Origin of the sequence: Pelomonas sp. V22, assembly GCF_030014915.1 — a bacterium.
GTDB lineage: Bacteria > Pseudomonadota > Gammaproteobacteria > Burkholderiales > Burkholderiaceae_C > JAUASW01.
In genome coordinates this window covers 123142-137547 of the sequence record NZ_JAGIXS010000007.1, presented here as the reverse complement: position 1 = coordinate 137547, position 14406 = coordinate 123142, and the positions used below count along the sequence as shown (strand labels likewise).

The 14406-nt window shown below is 66.4% G+C and carries 11 protein-coding genes; 7 read left to right on the top strand and 4 right to left on the bottom strand.

What is annotated here, in order from left to right:
- Nucleotides 1-25: 25 nt before the first annotated feature.
- Both J7U46_RS19940 and J7U46_RS19935 read right to left on the bottom strand, forming a co-directional pair.
- Nucleotides 26-3049, bottom strand: coding sequence for a PKD domain-containing protein (locus tag J7U46_RS19940; protein ID WP_282828940.1), 3024 nt, complete (start codon nucleotides 3047-3049; stop codon nucleotides 26-28).
- A gap of 287 nt (nucleotides 3050-3336) precedes the next feature.
- Complete coding sequence (locus J7U46_RS19935) at nucleotides 3337-5331, bottom strand: SDR family oxidoreductase (protein WP_282828939.1); 1995 nt, start codon at nucleotides 5329-5331, stop codon at nucleotides 3337-3339.
- A 198-nt stretch (nucleotides 5332-5529) separates the two neighbouring features.
- On the opposite strand from J7U46_RS19935, the gene J7U46_RS19930 reads away from it, so the two are divergent.
- The 3 genes from J7U46_RS19930 (at nucleotide 5530) to J7U46_RS19920 (ending at nucleotide 8111) form a co-directional block, all read left to right on the top strand.
- Nucleotides 5530-6162, top strand: a complete 633-nt coding sequence (locus J7U46_RS19930) for a phasin family protein (protein WP_282828938.1) — start codon at nucleotides 5530-5532, stop codon at nucleotides 6160-6162.
- A gap of 10 nt (nucleotides 6163-6172) precedes the next feature.
- Nucleotides 6173-7366 carry a patatin-like phospholipase family protein gene (locus tag J7U46_RS19925; protein WP_282828937.1) on the top strand — a complete coding sequence of 398 codons (1194 nt, stop codon included), beginning with the start codon at nucleotides 6173-6175 and terminating at the stop codon, nucleotides 7364-7366.
- Nucleotides 7367-7478: 112 nt separating this feature from the next.
- Complete coding sequence (locus tag J7U46_RS19920; RefSeq protein WP_282828936.1) at nucleotides 7479-8111, top strand: DUF642 domain-containing protein; 633 nt, start codon at nucleotides 7479-7481, stop codon at nucleotides 8109-8111.
- 314 nt (nucleotides 8112-8425) lie between these two features.
- On the opposite strand, the gene J7U46_RS19915 is transcribed toward J7U46_RS19920, so the two are convergent.
- Nucleotides 8426-9916 carry a carboxypeptidase M32 gene (locus tag J7U46_RS19915; protein WP_282828935.1) on the bottom strand — a complete coding sequence of 497 codons (1491 nt, stop codon included), beginning with the start codon at nucleotides 9914-9916 and terminating at the stop codon, nucleotides 8426-8428.
- 7 nt (nucleotides 9917-9923) lie between these two features.
- A complete protein-coding gene (locus J7U46_RS19910) occupies nucleotides 9924-10412 on the bottom strand; it encodes a YqaA family protein (RefSeq protein WP_282828934.1) in 489 nt (162 codons plus the stop codon).
- Between the two features lie 143 nt (nucleotides 10413-10555).
- Here J7U46_RS19910 and J7U46_RS19905 point away from each other — a divergent pair, with 143 nt between their 5' ends.
- The 4 genes from J7U46_RS19905 to purH all read left to right on the top strand — a co-directional run bounded on the left by J7U46_RS19905 (nucleotide 10556) and on the right by purH (nucleotide 14390).
- Nucleotides 10556-11404 carry a transporter substrate-binding domain-containing protein gene (locus J7U46_RS19905; protein WP_282828933.1) on the top strand — a complete coding sequence of 283 codons (849 nt, stop codon included), beginning with the start codon at nucleotides 10556-10558 and terminating at the stop codon, nucleotides 11402-11404.
- An 89-nt stretch (nucleotides 11405-11493) separates the two neighbouring features.
- On the top strand, nucleotides 11494-12540 hold the full coding sequence (gene dusB, locus J7U46_RS19900) for a tRNA dihydrouridine synthase DusB (RefSeq protein WP_282828932.1): 1047 nt from the start codon (nucleotides 11494-11496) through the stop codon (nucleotides 12538-12540).
- Nucleotides 12537-12773, top strand: a complete 237-nt coding sequence (locus J7U46_RS19895) for a Fis family transcriptional regulator (protein ID WP_282828931.1) — start codon at nucleotides 12537-12539, stop codon at nucleotides 12771-12773. Before dusB ends, J7U46_RS19895 begins: the two co-directional genes overlap by 4 nt.
- Before the next feature lie 30 nt (nucleotides 12774-12803).
- A complete protein-coding gene (gene purH, locus J7U46_RS19890; RefSeq protein WP_282828930.1) occupies nucleotides 12804-14390 on the top strand; it encodes a bifunctional phosphoribosylaminoimidazolecarboxamide formyltransferase/IMP cyclohydrolase in 1587 nt (528 codons plus the stop codon).
- The last annotated feature ends 16 nt before the right edge of the window (nucleotides 14391-14406 follow it).

The following is a 14406-nucleotide window of genomic DNA, read 5'->3' as shown; positions in this document are numbered from 1 at the left end:
AGGGGCGCCAAACAGCACGGCTGCCTCAAGGCCCGAAGGATGTGATCAGCACCGCGTTGCCCGAGGTCACGGCGATCTGGCCGTTGGACAGCACGGCGACACCGTAGGCTTCCCCGACAAAAGCGGGCAGCTGTCCCAAAACCGGCCGGCCATGCTTCCCGACCGGCATCAGCGTTTCGTACCGGCCATTGGCGCGCAGGCGCTCAACGCCATCGGACGAGATCACATACACATCGCCGGTGCTGGCGTCGTACGACAGGCTGAGTGGGTACTGTATGCAGGTCTTGCCCACAGGCCCGTCAACGTAGCAATCGGGCCTTATACCGGCCACCGTCGTCACCGCACCATCTGGCGTGATCTTGCGCAACAGTTGGTTGTCACGGTCTGCGACCCAAAGAGTGCCGTCGGGTGCTGCCGCCAGTGATGTCGGGAACCAGAAGGAGGCATCTCCGCCGACACCATCACTGCTGCCCCATTTTCCGACCAAGCCTGCGAGGGTCGTGACCTTGCCGGCCGGCGTGATCTTGCGAATCAAATAGTTGCGGGCGTCGCTCACATAGACGTTGCGCGCCGCATCGACGGCCACCCCCATCGGCCCATCGAAACGGGCCTCGGTCCCAACACCGTCAGAGGCGCCTGTCGTGTTGGCCAGGCCAGCGAGCACGGTCGAAGTCCCGTTGGGCGAGACCTTGCGGATCACATGCATCAAGGTATCGGCGACGTAGACATTCTCCTGATCGTCGACGGCCACGCCCCCCAGCAACGCGCTGCGGGGGTCCAGGGGTTTTCTGAACTGCACCGTATCGCTGCCAGGGAACATGGCCAGCGTGCTCACCTCGCCACCGAGCGTGACCTTGCGGAGCGCTCTGTTGCCGGCATCCGCGACATACAGCGCCCCGCTGGGCCCTTGTGCGATGCCCGTAGGCTGGAAAAACACGGCCACGGCGCCCTGCCCATCGACCCGCCTGCTGATCCACTCGCGACCAGCGACTGTGGTCAGGCTGCCGTCGCCATTGATACGGCGAATGACGCCCTTGTTCCAGTCTGAAACGAATAGCGTCCCGTCCGGCGACAAGGCAATGCCCCGCGTTACAGATGCATCGCGATTTGGGAATTGCAACGATATCGGCAGCGTACGCACCTCACCGGACGGGTTGATCTGGCGAATGCTTTCAGCCGAGAGCATGTAGACCGTGCCATCCGGCGCTACGGCGAAATCATCAATCACCCCGAGCCTGGCATCGCTCCCGATGCCATCCCTGGGGGAGTCGATCAAGAAATGGCCGGCCAAGGACGTCACGGTGCCATCCTGTGCCACCTTGCGAATGCGGGTCCGGTCGGCGACATACAGCGTGCCCGCAGCGTCGAAGCCCATTTGCCTGATGTAAGCGAATCTTGCTGCCCAGCCCGGACCGTCGATATTGCCGCTGGAAAGGCGATCTCCGGCCAGCACGGCAAGCTTGCCATTGGGTTCCAGCAGCCAGATCTGCACCCCGGCGGCGATCGCTATCGCACCCGAGGGCGCTCGGGCGAACGCAGTCACGTAAGGCACTGGGGAGAAACGGTTGTCGGGCACGCTGCTGCCGTCCGGATTGACCCGAACGAAGCTGGTGCTGTTCCCGTCGTAGCCTGATGCAATGAGCTCACCGCTGCCAAACGCAGCCACCTGGAAGTAGCGCGCAGAGCCAGACTTCTCCAAGCCGGAGCCGTCAGGTATTTGCACGGTGGACACCTCACCCTGAGCCGACAGCTTGCGCACGACACCGTTGCCGTGATCGCTGATGAAGAGATTGCCGTCCGCATCGAAACTCATGACCTCGGGCCGCAAGAAGCGGGCCGACAGCGCGGGGCCGTCGATCAGCGTGCCCGTGACGCCCTGGCCGGCCAGCAGCTTGAGAACCTGGCGCGGCCCGATGCTGACGGTGGCGGTGCCGGTGGCCGACAGCCCGTAGGAGTTGGTGGCCGTCAGGGTGACGACGTAGCTGCCCGCGCTGGCATAGGTGTGGCTTGCGGACGGCACCGCACTTTGGGAAGACCGCGAGCCATCGCCGAAATCCCAGGTGTAAAGGGTCCCCAGATCACCGGCGTCGTTGGCAACACGACCGACGAAGCTGACCTCTGCACTGCTCTGCCCCGGCAGCACCTGCAGTTGGGCCGATTCCAGCGTCAGGCCTGAAGGTGGAGGCGGCGGCAGCACCGTGATCGACATGGTGGCCGTGTACTGGAAGCCCGTCTTGTTGGTGCGGGTGGCCGTCACCTGGTAGGTACCGGACCGAGCATAGGTGTGCGGGACGTCCGCTGCGCCTTGCGCGAGGCTGCTGCCGTCGCCGAAGTTCCAGTCCGTGCGGCCACCAACCTCGGAACCCGGCGTCGCCGTCAGGCTGGCGGCACGCAAGGGGTAGATGACAGCCGGCGCGCTAAGCGCGAAGGTGGGAGTGTTGGTGGACACACCGACGGTTGCCTGCGCCTTGCGCTGGAAACCCTGCTCATAGGTCGCCACCAAGGTGACCGTGTGCTGGCCCAACGCCGCGTAGGCCACTTCGGCCTCCGGGCCACTAGCCCGCCGACCGTCGCCAAAGTCCCAGTCGTAGGTCTTGGCGTTCCGGTAGTCGCCGGACGGCGACAGGCGCACGGTCTGGCCCACGGTGTAATCGTTGCGGTCGGTCGCAATGCTCAAGCCGGTGCGCGGCTCGATGACCACCGAGGTCGTCGCCGTGGCGCGGACGCCGGCAGCGTCCGTGACGCGAAAAGTGACGCGGTAGGTGCCAGCCGCCGCATAGCTGTGCTCGACGGCGGTCCCTGCCGTGGCGACACCGCCGTCGCCGAAGTCCCAGTCCAGGCTCAGCGGTGAACGGCTGCCGGTGGGCACCCCCGTGAACTTGACCGTATCCCCGACAAGTGCGGGGCTTGTGACGACGGCCACAATGGATGCGCCGGGCGCCACCACGGGCGTCGGGGTGATGTCGGGGCCCGGTGAAGTTCCGATGCCACTGCCACTGCCACTGCCAGCACCGCCTCCACCGCAGGCACCCAACAGTGCGACGAGCATGAGCAGCACAAGTCGCAGCGCCCACGCAGGCACTCGTCCATAGCCAGATGGAAACATGGAACCTCCCTCAATCGGCTCTCGCGACCCGCGTCGCGCCACCGGTGTTGTTGTCGTGCACGTAGGTCCTGTATTTGGACGCTAACAGCGAAATTATGCATAGCCTCCGAGTCGACGCAACTGCAACGATGCCATCGCTGCAGTCGGCAGGGACAGCTTCCCAGCAAAAGCAAAAAGCCCGCCCCGAGCAAAGGCTCGGGGCGGGCCCAAGGGCGAAGATCAGGCGGACCTCAGAAGTGGATGCCCTTCATCATCTGCTGCAGCGCAATCGCCTCGGCCGAGAGTTGCGGTTTGCCGCCCTTCTCGCCCTTGGCGGCGTCGCTGTCGGGGAACATGCGGAAGCTGGTGTTCATCACGATCTGGGCCACGCGCGGCACCAGGGCGTGCATCAACTCGCCGGTGATGCCGAGGCGCGTGGCGATGCGCACCGGCTTGCTGATGCAGGCCTGGGCGATCATGTCGGCCGCTTCCTCGGGCGCCAGCGTCGGCACGTTGTTGTAGATCTTGGTCGGCGCAATCATCGGCGTGCGCACCAGCGGCATGTTGATCGTGGTGAAGGTGATGCCGAGGTCGGCGTACTCGCTCGACGCGCATCGGGTCCAGGCGTCGAGCGCGGCCTTGGAGGCCACGTAGGCCGAGAAGCGCGGCGCATTGGTCAGCACGCCGATCGAGCTGATGTTGACAATGTGGCCCTTCTTCTTGGCCACCATGCCGGGCAGCAGCCCCATGGTCACGCGCAGGCAGCCGAAGTAGTTCAGCTGCATGGTGCGCTCGTAGTCGTGGAAGCGGTCGTAGCTGCCTTCGATGGCGCGACGGATCGAGCGGCCGGCGTTGTTGATCAGGAAGTCGACGCCGCCGAAGTTCTCGCTGATCCAGGCCATCATCTCGGCGCAGCTCTGCTCGTTGGCGATGTCGGCCGAGTAGCTGTGGATCTGCGCATCGGCACCGGCGGCGGCCTTGATCTCCTTCACCGCTTCGGCGAGCTTCACTTCATCGCGAGCGCAGATCAGGGTGATCGCACCAGCTTCTGCGAACTTGATGGCTGCGGCGAGGCCGATGCCCGAGGAGCCGCCGGTCACCAGCACGACCTTGCCGCCGCAGGTGCCCTTCAGGCTGCGGTCGATCAGCAGGGCCGGATCGAGGTGACGCTCCCAGTAGTCCCAGAGCCGCCAGGCGTAGTCGTGCAGGTTCGGGCACTCGATGCCTGAGCCCTTGAGTGCGGCCGTGGTCTCGCGGCAGTCGAAGCGGGTCGGGTAGTTGATGAAATGGAACAGGTCCTCGGGCAAGCCCAGGTCCTTCATCACGGCATTTCGGATGCGGCGCACCGGCGCCAGCGCCATCAGGCCCTTCTTGACGCTCTTGGGGATGAAGCCGAGCAGCGCCGCGTTGACGAAGAGGCTCATCTTGGGCGCGTGGGCCGCCTTGCTGAAGATGTCCAGCACGTCGCCGACGCGGTAGCCCACCGGGTCCACCAGATGGAAGCAGCCGCCGCTCTTGCGCTGCTGATGGCTGATGTGGTCCAGGGCATCGACGATGAAGTCGACGGGGACGATGTTGACGCGGCCGCCTTCCAGGCCGATGGAGGGCATCCAGGGCGGCAGGATCTGGCGCAGGCGCTGGATGGGCTTGAAGAAGTAGTAGGGGCCGTCGACCTTGTCCATCTCGCCGGTGCGCGAGTCGCCGACCACCATGGCCGGGCGGTAGACGCTCCAGGGCTTCTTGCACTCCTTGCGCACGATCTTCTCGCTCTCGTGCTTGGTCATGAAGTACGGGTGGTCCAGGCCCTCGGCTTCGTCGAACATGTCCTCGCGGAACACGCCCTCGTAGAGGCCGGCGGCGGCGATGGACGACACGTGATGCACATGGCCCGCGTCGATCGCCTGCGCGAACTCGACCATGCTGCGCGTGCCCTCGATGTTGGTGCGGACCTGCGACTCCTCGTCGGCCTTCAGGTCGTAGACGGCGGCCAGGTGGTAGACGTGATCGATGCTGCCTTTCAGCGCCTTGATCTGGTCGGCCGCCACACCGAGCTTCTTGCCGGTGAGGTCGCCAAAGACCGGGATCGCGCGGGTCTTGCTGGCGCCCCAGTACTCGAGCAGCTCGGGCAGCTTGTCACGGCTTTCCTCGCGCAGCAGGAAGTAGACCGTGCTGCCGCGCCGCGCCAAGAGCTTCTTGACCAGGCGCTTGCCGATGAAGCCCGTGGCTCCGGTGACGAAATACTGCATCGTTGTCTCCATGGCAGATGTTTGAGGACGATTCTTGTCCAAGTCTCCGCGCACGGCGCTGCGCGCTTACCCGGGGCTTCCCGGATAGAGGCCCCTCACTAGCTTGTGCCTATGCCTCCGGGCGGGTGGCCGGCCTATAGTCACGGCGTCCGCTGCCTCTGCGCAGCCCCTTCCCCCTCCACAAAGGACCCTCTGATCATGGTCAAGAAGCTGCAGAAAATGGCTGCCAAGCAAAAAGCCGCATCCTCCAGTCCATTAGGCGGTCTGGGTGGCCTGCCCGGAGGCCTCCTGGACGGCCAGGTCGGCCAGGCGGTGAAGGACTCGGCGCAGCAGATCTGGGCGGCAGGCCTCGGTGCCTTCGCCAAGGCCCAGGGTGAAGGTGGCAAGGTGTTCGAAGCCCTGGTGAGCGAAGGCATGAAGCTGCAGAAGAAAACCCAATCAGCCGCCGAGCAAAAGCTCTCCAGCATGACCAGCAAGGTCAGCGGCATGGCCGGCGACGTGGGCGCCAAGGCCGGCCAGCATTGGGACAAGCTGGAATCCATCTTCGAAGACCGCGTGGCCAATGCGCTGAAGCGCCTCGGTGTGCCCACGGCCAAGGAGGTGGAGACGCTGATCGAACGCATCGATGCGCTGAGCAAGGCGGTGGGCGTGCCCACGGCCAAGCCCGCCGCCAAGGCTGCTGCAAAGGCGCCCGCCAAGAAGGCCGCAGCCAAGCCGGCCGCCAAGAAGGTGGCTGCCAAGGCGCCGGCCAAAACTCCGGCCAAGAAGGCCGCGGCCAAACCCGCCGCAAAGCCCGCAGCCAAGAAGGCCGCTGCCAAGCCGGCGGCCTGATCGCTAGTTGATGGCAAAGACCTCGCCGCGCCGGGCCCGCGTATCTTTGGCCCTGGCCGGCGGCGGCCCGCTGGGCGCGATCTACGAGATCGGTGCCCTCTGCGCCCTCGAAGAAGCGCTGAGCGATTTCAGCTTCACGGACTGCCAGGGATACATCGGCGTCAGTGCCGGCGGCTTCATCGCGGCCGGCCTGGCCAACGGCCTCTCGCCGCGCCAGCTCTGCGCCGCCTTCATCGAGAACACGGCCGAGGCGCCTGATCGCTTCGACCCCGCCCTGCTCTTGCGCCCCGCCTGGGGCGAGTACCGGCGCCGCCTGGCCAAGTTGCCCGGCCTGCTCGCGCGCGCCGTCTGGCAGATCGCCGTGGAAGGTCGCTCGACGCTGGGCGCGCTGGAGCGCCTGGGCCCGGCCCTGCCGACCGGCCTGTTGTCGGGCGAACCGATCGCCGAGCAGCTGCGCGCCCAGTTCAGCCTGCCGGGTCGTACCGACGACTTCCGCCAACTGAAGTCGCGCCTGGTGCTGGTCGCCACCGACCTGGACAGCGGCCAGGCCATGCCCTTCGGCATGCCAGGCCACGACCAGGTGCCGATCTCGCGGGCGGTGCAGGCCAGTGCCGCGCTGCCGGGCCTGTTCCCGCCGGTCCGCATCAACGGCCGCTTCTACGTGGACGGCGCGCTGAAGAAGACCCTGCATGCCTCGGTGCTGCTGGCCCACAAGCCCGACCTCTTGATCTGCCTGAACCCGCTGGTGCCCTACCGGGCCGACACCGGCGACGAGATCCCGCCGCTGGTCGACGCCGGCCTGCCGGTGGTGCTCTCACAGACCTTCCGCTCGCTGATCCATTCGCGGCTGGAGCTGGGGATGAAGGGCTATGCGCGCAGCCATCCCGAGACCGACATCCTCTTGTTCGAGCCCGACCCGCGCGATGCCGAGCTCTACATGGCCAACACCTTCAGCTACTCGCAGCGCCGCCGCCTGGCCGAGCATGCCTACCAGCAGACCCGCGCCATCCTGCGCCGCCAGCTCGCCACGCTGAAGCCGCGCCTCGCTGGCCATGGCCTCGCGCTCGACGAGGCCGTGCTGTTCGACATGGACCGCCGCCTGCTGGCCGACAAGCCGGCCCAGCCCACGCCGGCCGAGCGCAGCGCGGACGCGCTGAAGCGGCTGGACGCCACGCTCTCGCTGCTGGAATCGCGGCTGGCGTGAAGCCGTTCACGGCCGTTCATCACGTTCCATTGGCTTGAGGGGGAGGCTCCGGCAAGGGGGGTCCGGACAATGGCGTCATCGCGCTCCGGCGCTTGCTGCTCCCCAAAAACCGATGAAAAAGCTCCTCGCCACCGCCCTCCTGAGCGCTCCGCTGCTGGCCCTGGCAAGCCCCATCAATCTGCTGAGCAATGGCAGCTTCGAGGCCACCCCACAAGCGAACGGCAGCTGGAGCCGCCTGAGCAGCATGCCGGGCTGGACAGTGGGCGCCAACCAGGTGGAGCTGCGCAACAACGTGGCCGGCACCGCCAGTCAGGGCAGCAACTACGTCGAGCTGGATGTCGACAACAACAGCCTGATCAGCCAGACCCTCGCCACCGTGCTGGGCCAGTGGTACGAGCTGAGTTTCGATTTCTCCAACCGCGCCGGCGTGGCCGTCAACAGCAATGGCCTCGGCTGGAGCTTCGGCGGCGTGAGCGGCCTGGCACCGGTCGTGGGCTACAACGCCACGGCCGACAACCAGTGGAACCACTTCAGCATCCTCGTCAAGGCGACCGGCAGCAGCAGCACGCTCAGCCTGTGGGCCACCGGCACCAGCGACAGCCTGGGCAGCTCGCTCGACAACGTGGCCCTGGCCACGGCAAGCGGCAGCTCCCTGACCGGCACCGTGCCCGAGCCGCAAAGCCTGGCCCTGCTGCTGGCTGGCCTCGGCGGCCTGCTCTTCGCCAGCCGCCGCCGCGCCCGCTGAACACCGACCAGCCCGTGCGCAAGGCCTCCTGCGGGAGGCCTTGTTCATTCGTGAACTGGATCACGAATGGCGACCCGGCACCCAGCAAGCGCGGGGATGGCAAATCAAGGTGTATCGCCAACAATGGAACCATGACGACAGCGAGAACATGGCTGGGCGTCGTTGGAAGCGCAGCACTCGGCGGGTAGAGACAAAGAGCGCGGCGCGACAGTTGAGCGCAATGATTGTTTGATGTACGACTGACTGATTGAAGACGAAGATGAACCTCATTTGGGCACCCCTCACCGGGTGCCTTTTCTTTTGTTCGCTTCGCTTCAGCCCAGGTAACGCGCCTGCAGGTGCGCCTTGAAATGCGCCGGGTTCAGCGCCTCACCACTGGCGCGCTGCACCAGCTCCGGCGTGGTCCAGCGGCTGCCCTGGGTCCAGATGCGCTCGCGCAGCCAGTCGAACACGAGATGCAACTCGCCGGCGGCGATGCGGGCATCGAGGTCTGGCATTTCGCGGCGCATCGCGGCGAAGAACTGGGCGGCGTACATGGCGCCCAGCGTGTAGCAGGGGAAGTAGCCGAACAGGCCGGCACTCCAGTGCACGTCCTGCATGCAGCCGTCCTGGTAGTTGCCCCGCGTGTCCAGGCCCAGCAACTCCTGCATCTTGGCGTCCCACAGCGCAGGAATGTCCTCGCATTCGATCTCGCCCTCGATCAGCGGCCGCTCGATCTCGTAGCGCAGGATCACATGGGCCGGGTAGGTCACTTCGTCGGCGTCCACGCGGATGAAGCCCGGCGCCACGCGCGTCACCAGGCGCTGCAGGTTGACCGGCTCGAAGGCGGGTTGATCGCCCAGATGCTGGACCACCAGCGGGCTCAAGAGGCGCGCGAAGGCCGGGTGGCTGCCGAGCTGCATCTCGAACGAGAGGCTCTGGCTTTCATGCAGGCCCATGGAGCGGGCATTGGCAATGGGCTGGCCCAGCCAGTCGCGACGCAGGCCCTGCTCGTAGCGGCCATGGCCGGTCTCGTGGATGGTGCCCATCAGGCTGGGCAGGAAGCTGTCCTCGCGGTAGCGCGTGGTCAAGCGCACGTCCTCGGGCACGCCGCCGCAGAACGGGTGGGCGCTCTCGTCCAGGCGGCCGGCCTCGAAGTCGAAGCCGAGCAGCTTCATGGCCGCCAGGCCCAGCGCGCGCTGGGCGGCCTGCGGGAAGGGGCCGACGGGCTCGATGACGGTCTCGCGTGACTGCTTGTCCTGCACTGCGCGTATCAGGCCGGGCAGCCATTGGCGCAGGTCGCCAAACACGCGGTCGACCTCGCTGCTGCGCATGCCGGGCTCGTAGCGGTCCAGCAGCGCGTCGTAGCGCGACAGGCCCGAGCTCTCCGACAAGAGCGCCGCCTCCTCGCGCGCCAGCCGCACCACCTCGCGCAGGTTCTGCAGATGGCCAGGCCAGTCGTTGGCCGGGCGCTGGCTGCGCCAGGCATGCTCGCAGCGCGAATTGGCCAGCGACTTGGCCTCGACCAGGGCTTGCGGCAAGGCATTGGCCTCGCGCCAGGCCCGGCGCATCTCGCGCAGATTGGCGCGCTCTTCCTCGCCGAGCGGCTCGGCCTCGGCTGCATCGAGCAGGCCCGCCAGCTGCGGATCGGTGGCCAGCTCGTGCAAGAGGCCGCCCATTTCGGCCAGGGCCAGCGAGCGCGCCTCGTTGCCCTTGGGCGGCATGTTGGCGCTCTGGTCCCAGCCGGCGATGGCCTGCAGGTGGTTGAGGCGGTGCAGGCGCTGGTGGCGCGCGCACAGGTTCTGGTAGGCAGTGGAGGTGCTCATGCGGGAATCATCCTGAGGGCCAGAGATAAAGCAAGGCCACCGTCATGCAGACATAGCGGGCGAACTTGCCGAGAGCCATGTACAGCACACAGGGCCAGAAAGGCAGGCGCAGCCAGCCCGCCACGGCACACAGCGGGTCGCCGACGATGGGCAGCCACGAGAGCAGGCAGGCACGCGCGCCGAAGCGGTGCAACCAGCGCAGCGCACGGCCCTCGGTCATCGGCTTGTGGGTGGCGCGCTCGACCATGCGCTCGGCGCCATAGCCCATCCACCAGGTCACCGCGCCACCCAGCGTGTTGCCCAGCGTGGCCACGAGGATGGCCGGCCAGAACAGCTCGGGCGACAGCTTGACCAAGGCAAAGACGGCCGGCTCGGAACCGAGCGGCAGCAGCGTGGCCGAAACAAAGGCGATGATGAACACGGCCGGCAGCCCCACGGTGGGCAAGGCCAGCATCAGCAGCAGGGCATTGAGCTGCGCTTGCAACCAGGCTTCCATGCCGCGCATTATCGGGACGAACCCGGCTTGTTCCACCACGGCACAGGCGGCACACTCGACCCCCTAGATGCACGTTGGGAGCATCCACAAACCCGCACCGAAGACTCGGCAAAAAAATCAGCGGGACCGATGCAAGGATTGCCATGTTTGAACAAAAGCCTGCACGAGCGCTCCGCAGAGGGCCCGGGCTGATCCAGGCTCTGGCCGCGGCACTGGGCCTGGCCTGCGCTGCCGGCCTCGCGCCCATGGCCCAGGCCCAGCCGGTCGAGGCCTGCAAGCAATTGCTGGCCTCGGGCAATCCGCAATACCCGCCCTACCTCTGGCGCGACCCGGAGGACGAAAACCGCCTGCTCGGTGCGAACGCCGACCTGATGCAGTTGCTGGCCAAGGAGCTGGGCATTCCCATCGAGGTGCGCTACATCGGCCCCTGGGGCCGGGTGCAGGAAGAGACCCGCGCCGGCCGCAACGACCTGATCGCCGGCGCCTTCTTCACGCTGCCGCGCACCGAGTACATGGACTACTTCCACCCGGCCTTCCGCGAGACACGCTCGGTCGTCTGGACCCGTGAGAACCTGCGCCTGAACTACCGCCGCTGGGCCGACCTGGCCTCGTTGCAGGGCGTGACCGTGATCAACAACAGCTTCGGCGAGGACTTTGATCGCTATGCGCGCGACAACCTGAAGATCTCCAGCGTGGCGAGCCTGGAACAGGCGATCCAGATGCTGCAAAAAGGGCGCGCCGAGTACCTCGTCTATGAAGACAGTCCCGGCGCCGCCTTCCTCGCGAAGATGAACATCAACGACCTCAAATCGCTGAGCCCGGCCGTGGCCAACGAGAACCTGCACCTGACGCTGTCGCACAAATCGGCCTGCAACACGCCCGAGCTGCGCGGGCGCATCACGCGTGCGGTCTACAAGCTGGCCCGTGCCAATGTGATGCAGGGCCTGATCGACAAGAACATCCAGCTCTGGCGCAAGCAGAACCAGCAGTGAAGTTCTACCGGGGCGTGGGTACCTGGCGGCAGGGGGGCGGGGGTATACTCCTGCCTCTTTTTTAGGCAAGCCCCCCCTCCCGTCCCACCATGCAAATCGGCCCTTATTCGCTGCCGAACCCGCTGTTCGTCGCGCCGATGGCCGGGGTGACGGACCGGCCTTTCCGCATGCTGTGCAAGCGCCTCGGCGCCGGCTATGCGGTCAGCGAGATGGTGACCTCGCGCAAAGACCTCTGGAACAGCCTCAAGACCTCGCGCCGTGCCAACCATGAGGGCGAGGCCGCGCCGATTGCCGTGCAGATCGCCGGCACCGACGCGGCCATGATGGCTGAGGCCGCCGCCTACAACATCGCGCGCGGCGCCCAGATCATCGACATCAACATGGGCTGCCCGGCGAAGAAGGTCTGCACCAAGTGGGCCGGCTCGGCCCTGATGCAGGACGAGCCGCTGGCGCTGGAAATCATCTCGGCCGTGGTGAAGGCCTGTGCGCCGAGCGGCGTGCCCGTCACACTGAAGATGCGCACTGGCTGGTGCCAGGCCGAGAAGAACGCGCTCTCCATTGCGCTCGCCGCGCAGGACGCCGGCATCGCCATGCTGACCATCCACGGCCGCACGCGCGAGCAGGGCTATGGTGGCAGCGCGGAGTACGACACCATTGCTGCGGTCAAGGCCGCGCTTTCCATCCCGGTCGTGGCCAACGGCGACATCGATTCGCCGCAGAAGGCGGCCGAGGTGCTGAAGCACACCGGCGCCGACGCGATCATGATCGGCCGCGCGGCCCAGGGCCGGCCCTGGATCTTCCGCGAGATCGCGCACTACCTGGCCACCGGTGAACTGCTGGCTCCGCCCACCGTCGGCGAAGCCAGCAACTGGCTGATCGAGCATCTGCACGACCACTACGGCCTGTACGGCGAACTGACCGGCATGCGCAGCGCGCGCAAGCATATAGGCTGGGCCGTGCGCGGCCTGCCTGGTGGCGAAGACTTCCGCCAGCGCATGAACCTGCTGGAGAGCAGCGCTGAGCAGGTGCGCGCGCTTTCGGGCTGGTTTGCCGAGCTCGGCCGCGAGTACGAACGACTCCCCACGACCGCCCCTGTCATGGCGGCCAATGACGAACAACTAGAGCAACAGGCATGAGCCAACAAAAACACATAGAAGCCTGCGTGCGCGAGAACCTGGAAGCCTATTTCCGCGATCTCGAAGGCGAGGAGCCGCACTCCATGCACGAGATGCTGATCAAGGTGGTGGAACGCCCGCTGCTGGAGGTCGTGATGGCGCAAGCCCAGGGCAACCAGAGCAAGGCCGCCGAATGGCTGGGCATCAACCGCAACACCCTGCGACGCAAGCTGGCTGACCATCAGCTGCTCTGAAGAATTCTTTGAAACTTGAAGGCCCACGCCATGTCCGCACGACAACTCACCGCCCTGATCTCGGTCTCTGACAAGACCGGCATCGTCGACTTCGCCAAGCAACTGCACGCGCTCAACGTGCGCCTGCTGTCCACCGGCGGCACGGCCAAGCTGCTGGCCGACGCCGGCCTGCCGGTGACCGAGGTGGCCGACCACACCGGCTTCCCCGAGATGCTGGACGGCCGCGTCAAGACCCTGCACCCGATGGTGCATGGCGGCCTGCTGGCCCGCCGCGATTTCCCCGAGCACATGGCGGCCGCCGAGAAGCACGGCATCACCATGATCGACATCCTGGCCGTCAACCTCTACCCGTTTGAATCGACGGTCGCCAAGGCCGGCTGCACCCTCGCTGACGCCATCGAGAACATCGACATCGGCGGCCCGGCCATGGTGCGCAGCGCCGCCAAGAACTGGCAGGACGTGACCGTGCTGACCGACGCCTCGCAGTACGCGCAAGTGCTCGCCGAGCTGAAGGCCGATGGCAAGACCAGCGACAAGACCCGCTTCGCCGCTTCCGTCGCCGCTTTCAACCGCATTGCCCAGTACGACGCCGCGATCAGCAACTACCTCTCGGCCTACCAGGAAGACGGCACCCAGTCCGCCTACCCCGGCCAGATGAACAGCAGCTTCATCAAAGTGCAGGACCTGCGCTACGGCGAGAACTCGCACCAGAGCGCCGCGCTGTACCGCGACCTGTATCCGGCCCCCGGCTCGCTGGTCACCGGCAAGCAATTGCAGGGCAAGGAACTCTCGTACAACAACATCGCCGATGCCGATGCCGCCTGGGAATGCGTGAAGAGCTTCGACGCCCCGGCCTGCGTCATCGTCAAGCATGCCAACCCCTGCGGCGTGGCCGTGGCGGCGAATGCAGCCGAGGCCTACAGCAAGGCCTTCAAGACCGACCCGACCAGCGCCTTCGGCGGCATCATTGCCTTCAACCGTGAGGTCGATGGCGCAGCGGCGCAGCTCGTGTCCAAGCAGTTCGTCGAAGTGCTGATGGCACCGAGCTTCAGCGCCGAGGCACTGGAAACCTTCAAGTCCAAGGTCAATGTGCGCCTGATGCAGATTGAGCTGCCGCCGGGTGGCGACACGGCCTGGCTGCAGGGCCGCAACCTGGGCGATAGCAAGCGCGTCGGCTCGGGCCTGCTGCTGCAATCGGCCGACAACCACTTCCTGAAGAAGAGTGACCTGAAGATCGTCACCACGCTGCAGCCCTCGGCCCAGCAACTGGACGACCTGATGTTCGCCTGGACCGTGGCGCAATACGTCAAGAGCAATGCCATCGTCTTCTGCGGCGGCGGCATGACGCTGGGCGTCGGCGCCGGCCAGATGAGCCGCATCGACTCGGCCCGCATCGCCTCGATCAAGGCCGAGAACGCCGGCCTCGTGCTGAAGGGCTCGGTCGTGGCCTCGGACGCCTTCTTCCCGTTCCGCGACGGCCTCGACGTGCTGGCCGATGCCGGCGCCTCCTGCGTGATCCAGCCGGGCGGCTCGATGCGCGACGACGAGGTGATCGCCGCCGCCAACGAGCGCGGCATCGCCATGGTCTTCACGGGCGTTCGGCACTTCCGTCACTGATCGGTGCGCCGCGTTC

Coding starts and splice junctions, on each gene's coding strand:
- J7U46_RS19915 (WP_282828935.1), bottom strand. CDS start 9,916: ATGAGCACCTCCACTGCCTACCAGAACCTGTGCGCGCGCCACCAGCGC.
- purH (WP_282828930.1), top strand. CDS start 12,804: ATGTCCGCACGACAACTCACCGCCCTGATCTCGGTCTCTGACAAGACC.
- J7U46_RS19920 (WP_282828936.1), top strand. CDS start 7,479: ATGAAAAAGCTCCTCGCCACCGCCCTCCTGAGCGCTCCGCTGCTGGCC.
- J7U46_RS19905 (WP_282828933.1), top strand. CDS start 10,556: ATGTTTGAACAAAAGCCTGCACGAGCGCTCCGCAGAGGGCCCGGGCTG.
- J7U46_RS19910 (WP_282828934.1), bottom strand. CDS start 10,412: ATGGAAGCCTGGTTGCAAGCGCAGCTCAATGCCCTGCTGCTGATGCTG.
- J7U46_RS19895 (WP_282828931.1), top strand. CDS start 12,537: ATGAGCCAACAAAAACACATAGAAGCCTGCGTGCGCGAGAACCTGGAA.
- J7U46_RS19935 (WP_282828939.1), bottom strand. CDS start 5,331: ATGCAGTATTTCGTCACCGGAGCCACGGGCTTCATCGGCAAGCGCCTG.
- J7U46_RS19925 (WP_282828937.1), top strand. CDS start 6,173: ATGGCAAAGACCTCGCCGCGCCGGGCCCGCGTATCTTTGGCCCTGGCC.
- J7U46_RS19940 (WP_282828940.1), bottom strand. CDS start 3,049: ATGCTCGTCGCACTGTTGGGTGCCTGCGGTGGAGGCGGTGCTGGCAGT.
- dusB (WP_282828932.1), top strand. CDS start 11,494: ATGCAAATCGGCCCTTATTCGCTGCCGAACCCGCTGTTCGTCGCGCCG.
- J7U46_RS19930 (WP_282828938.1), top strand. CDS start 5,530: ATGGTCAAGAAGCTGCAGAAAATGGCTGCCAAGCAAAAAGCCGCATCC.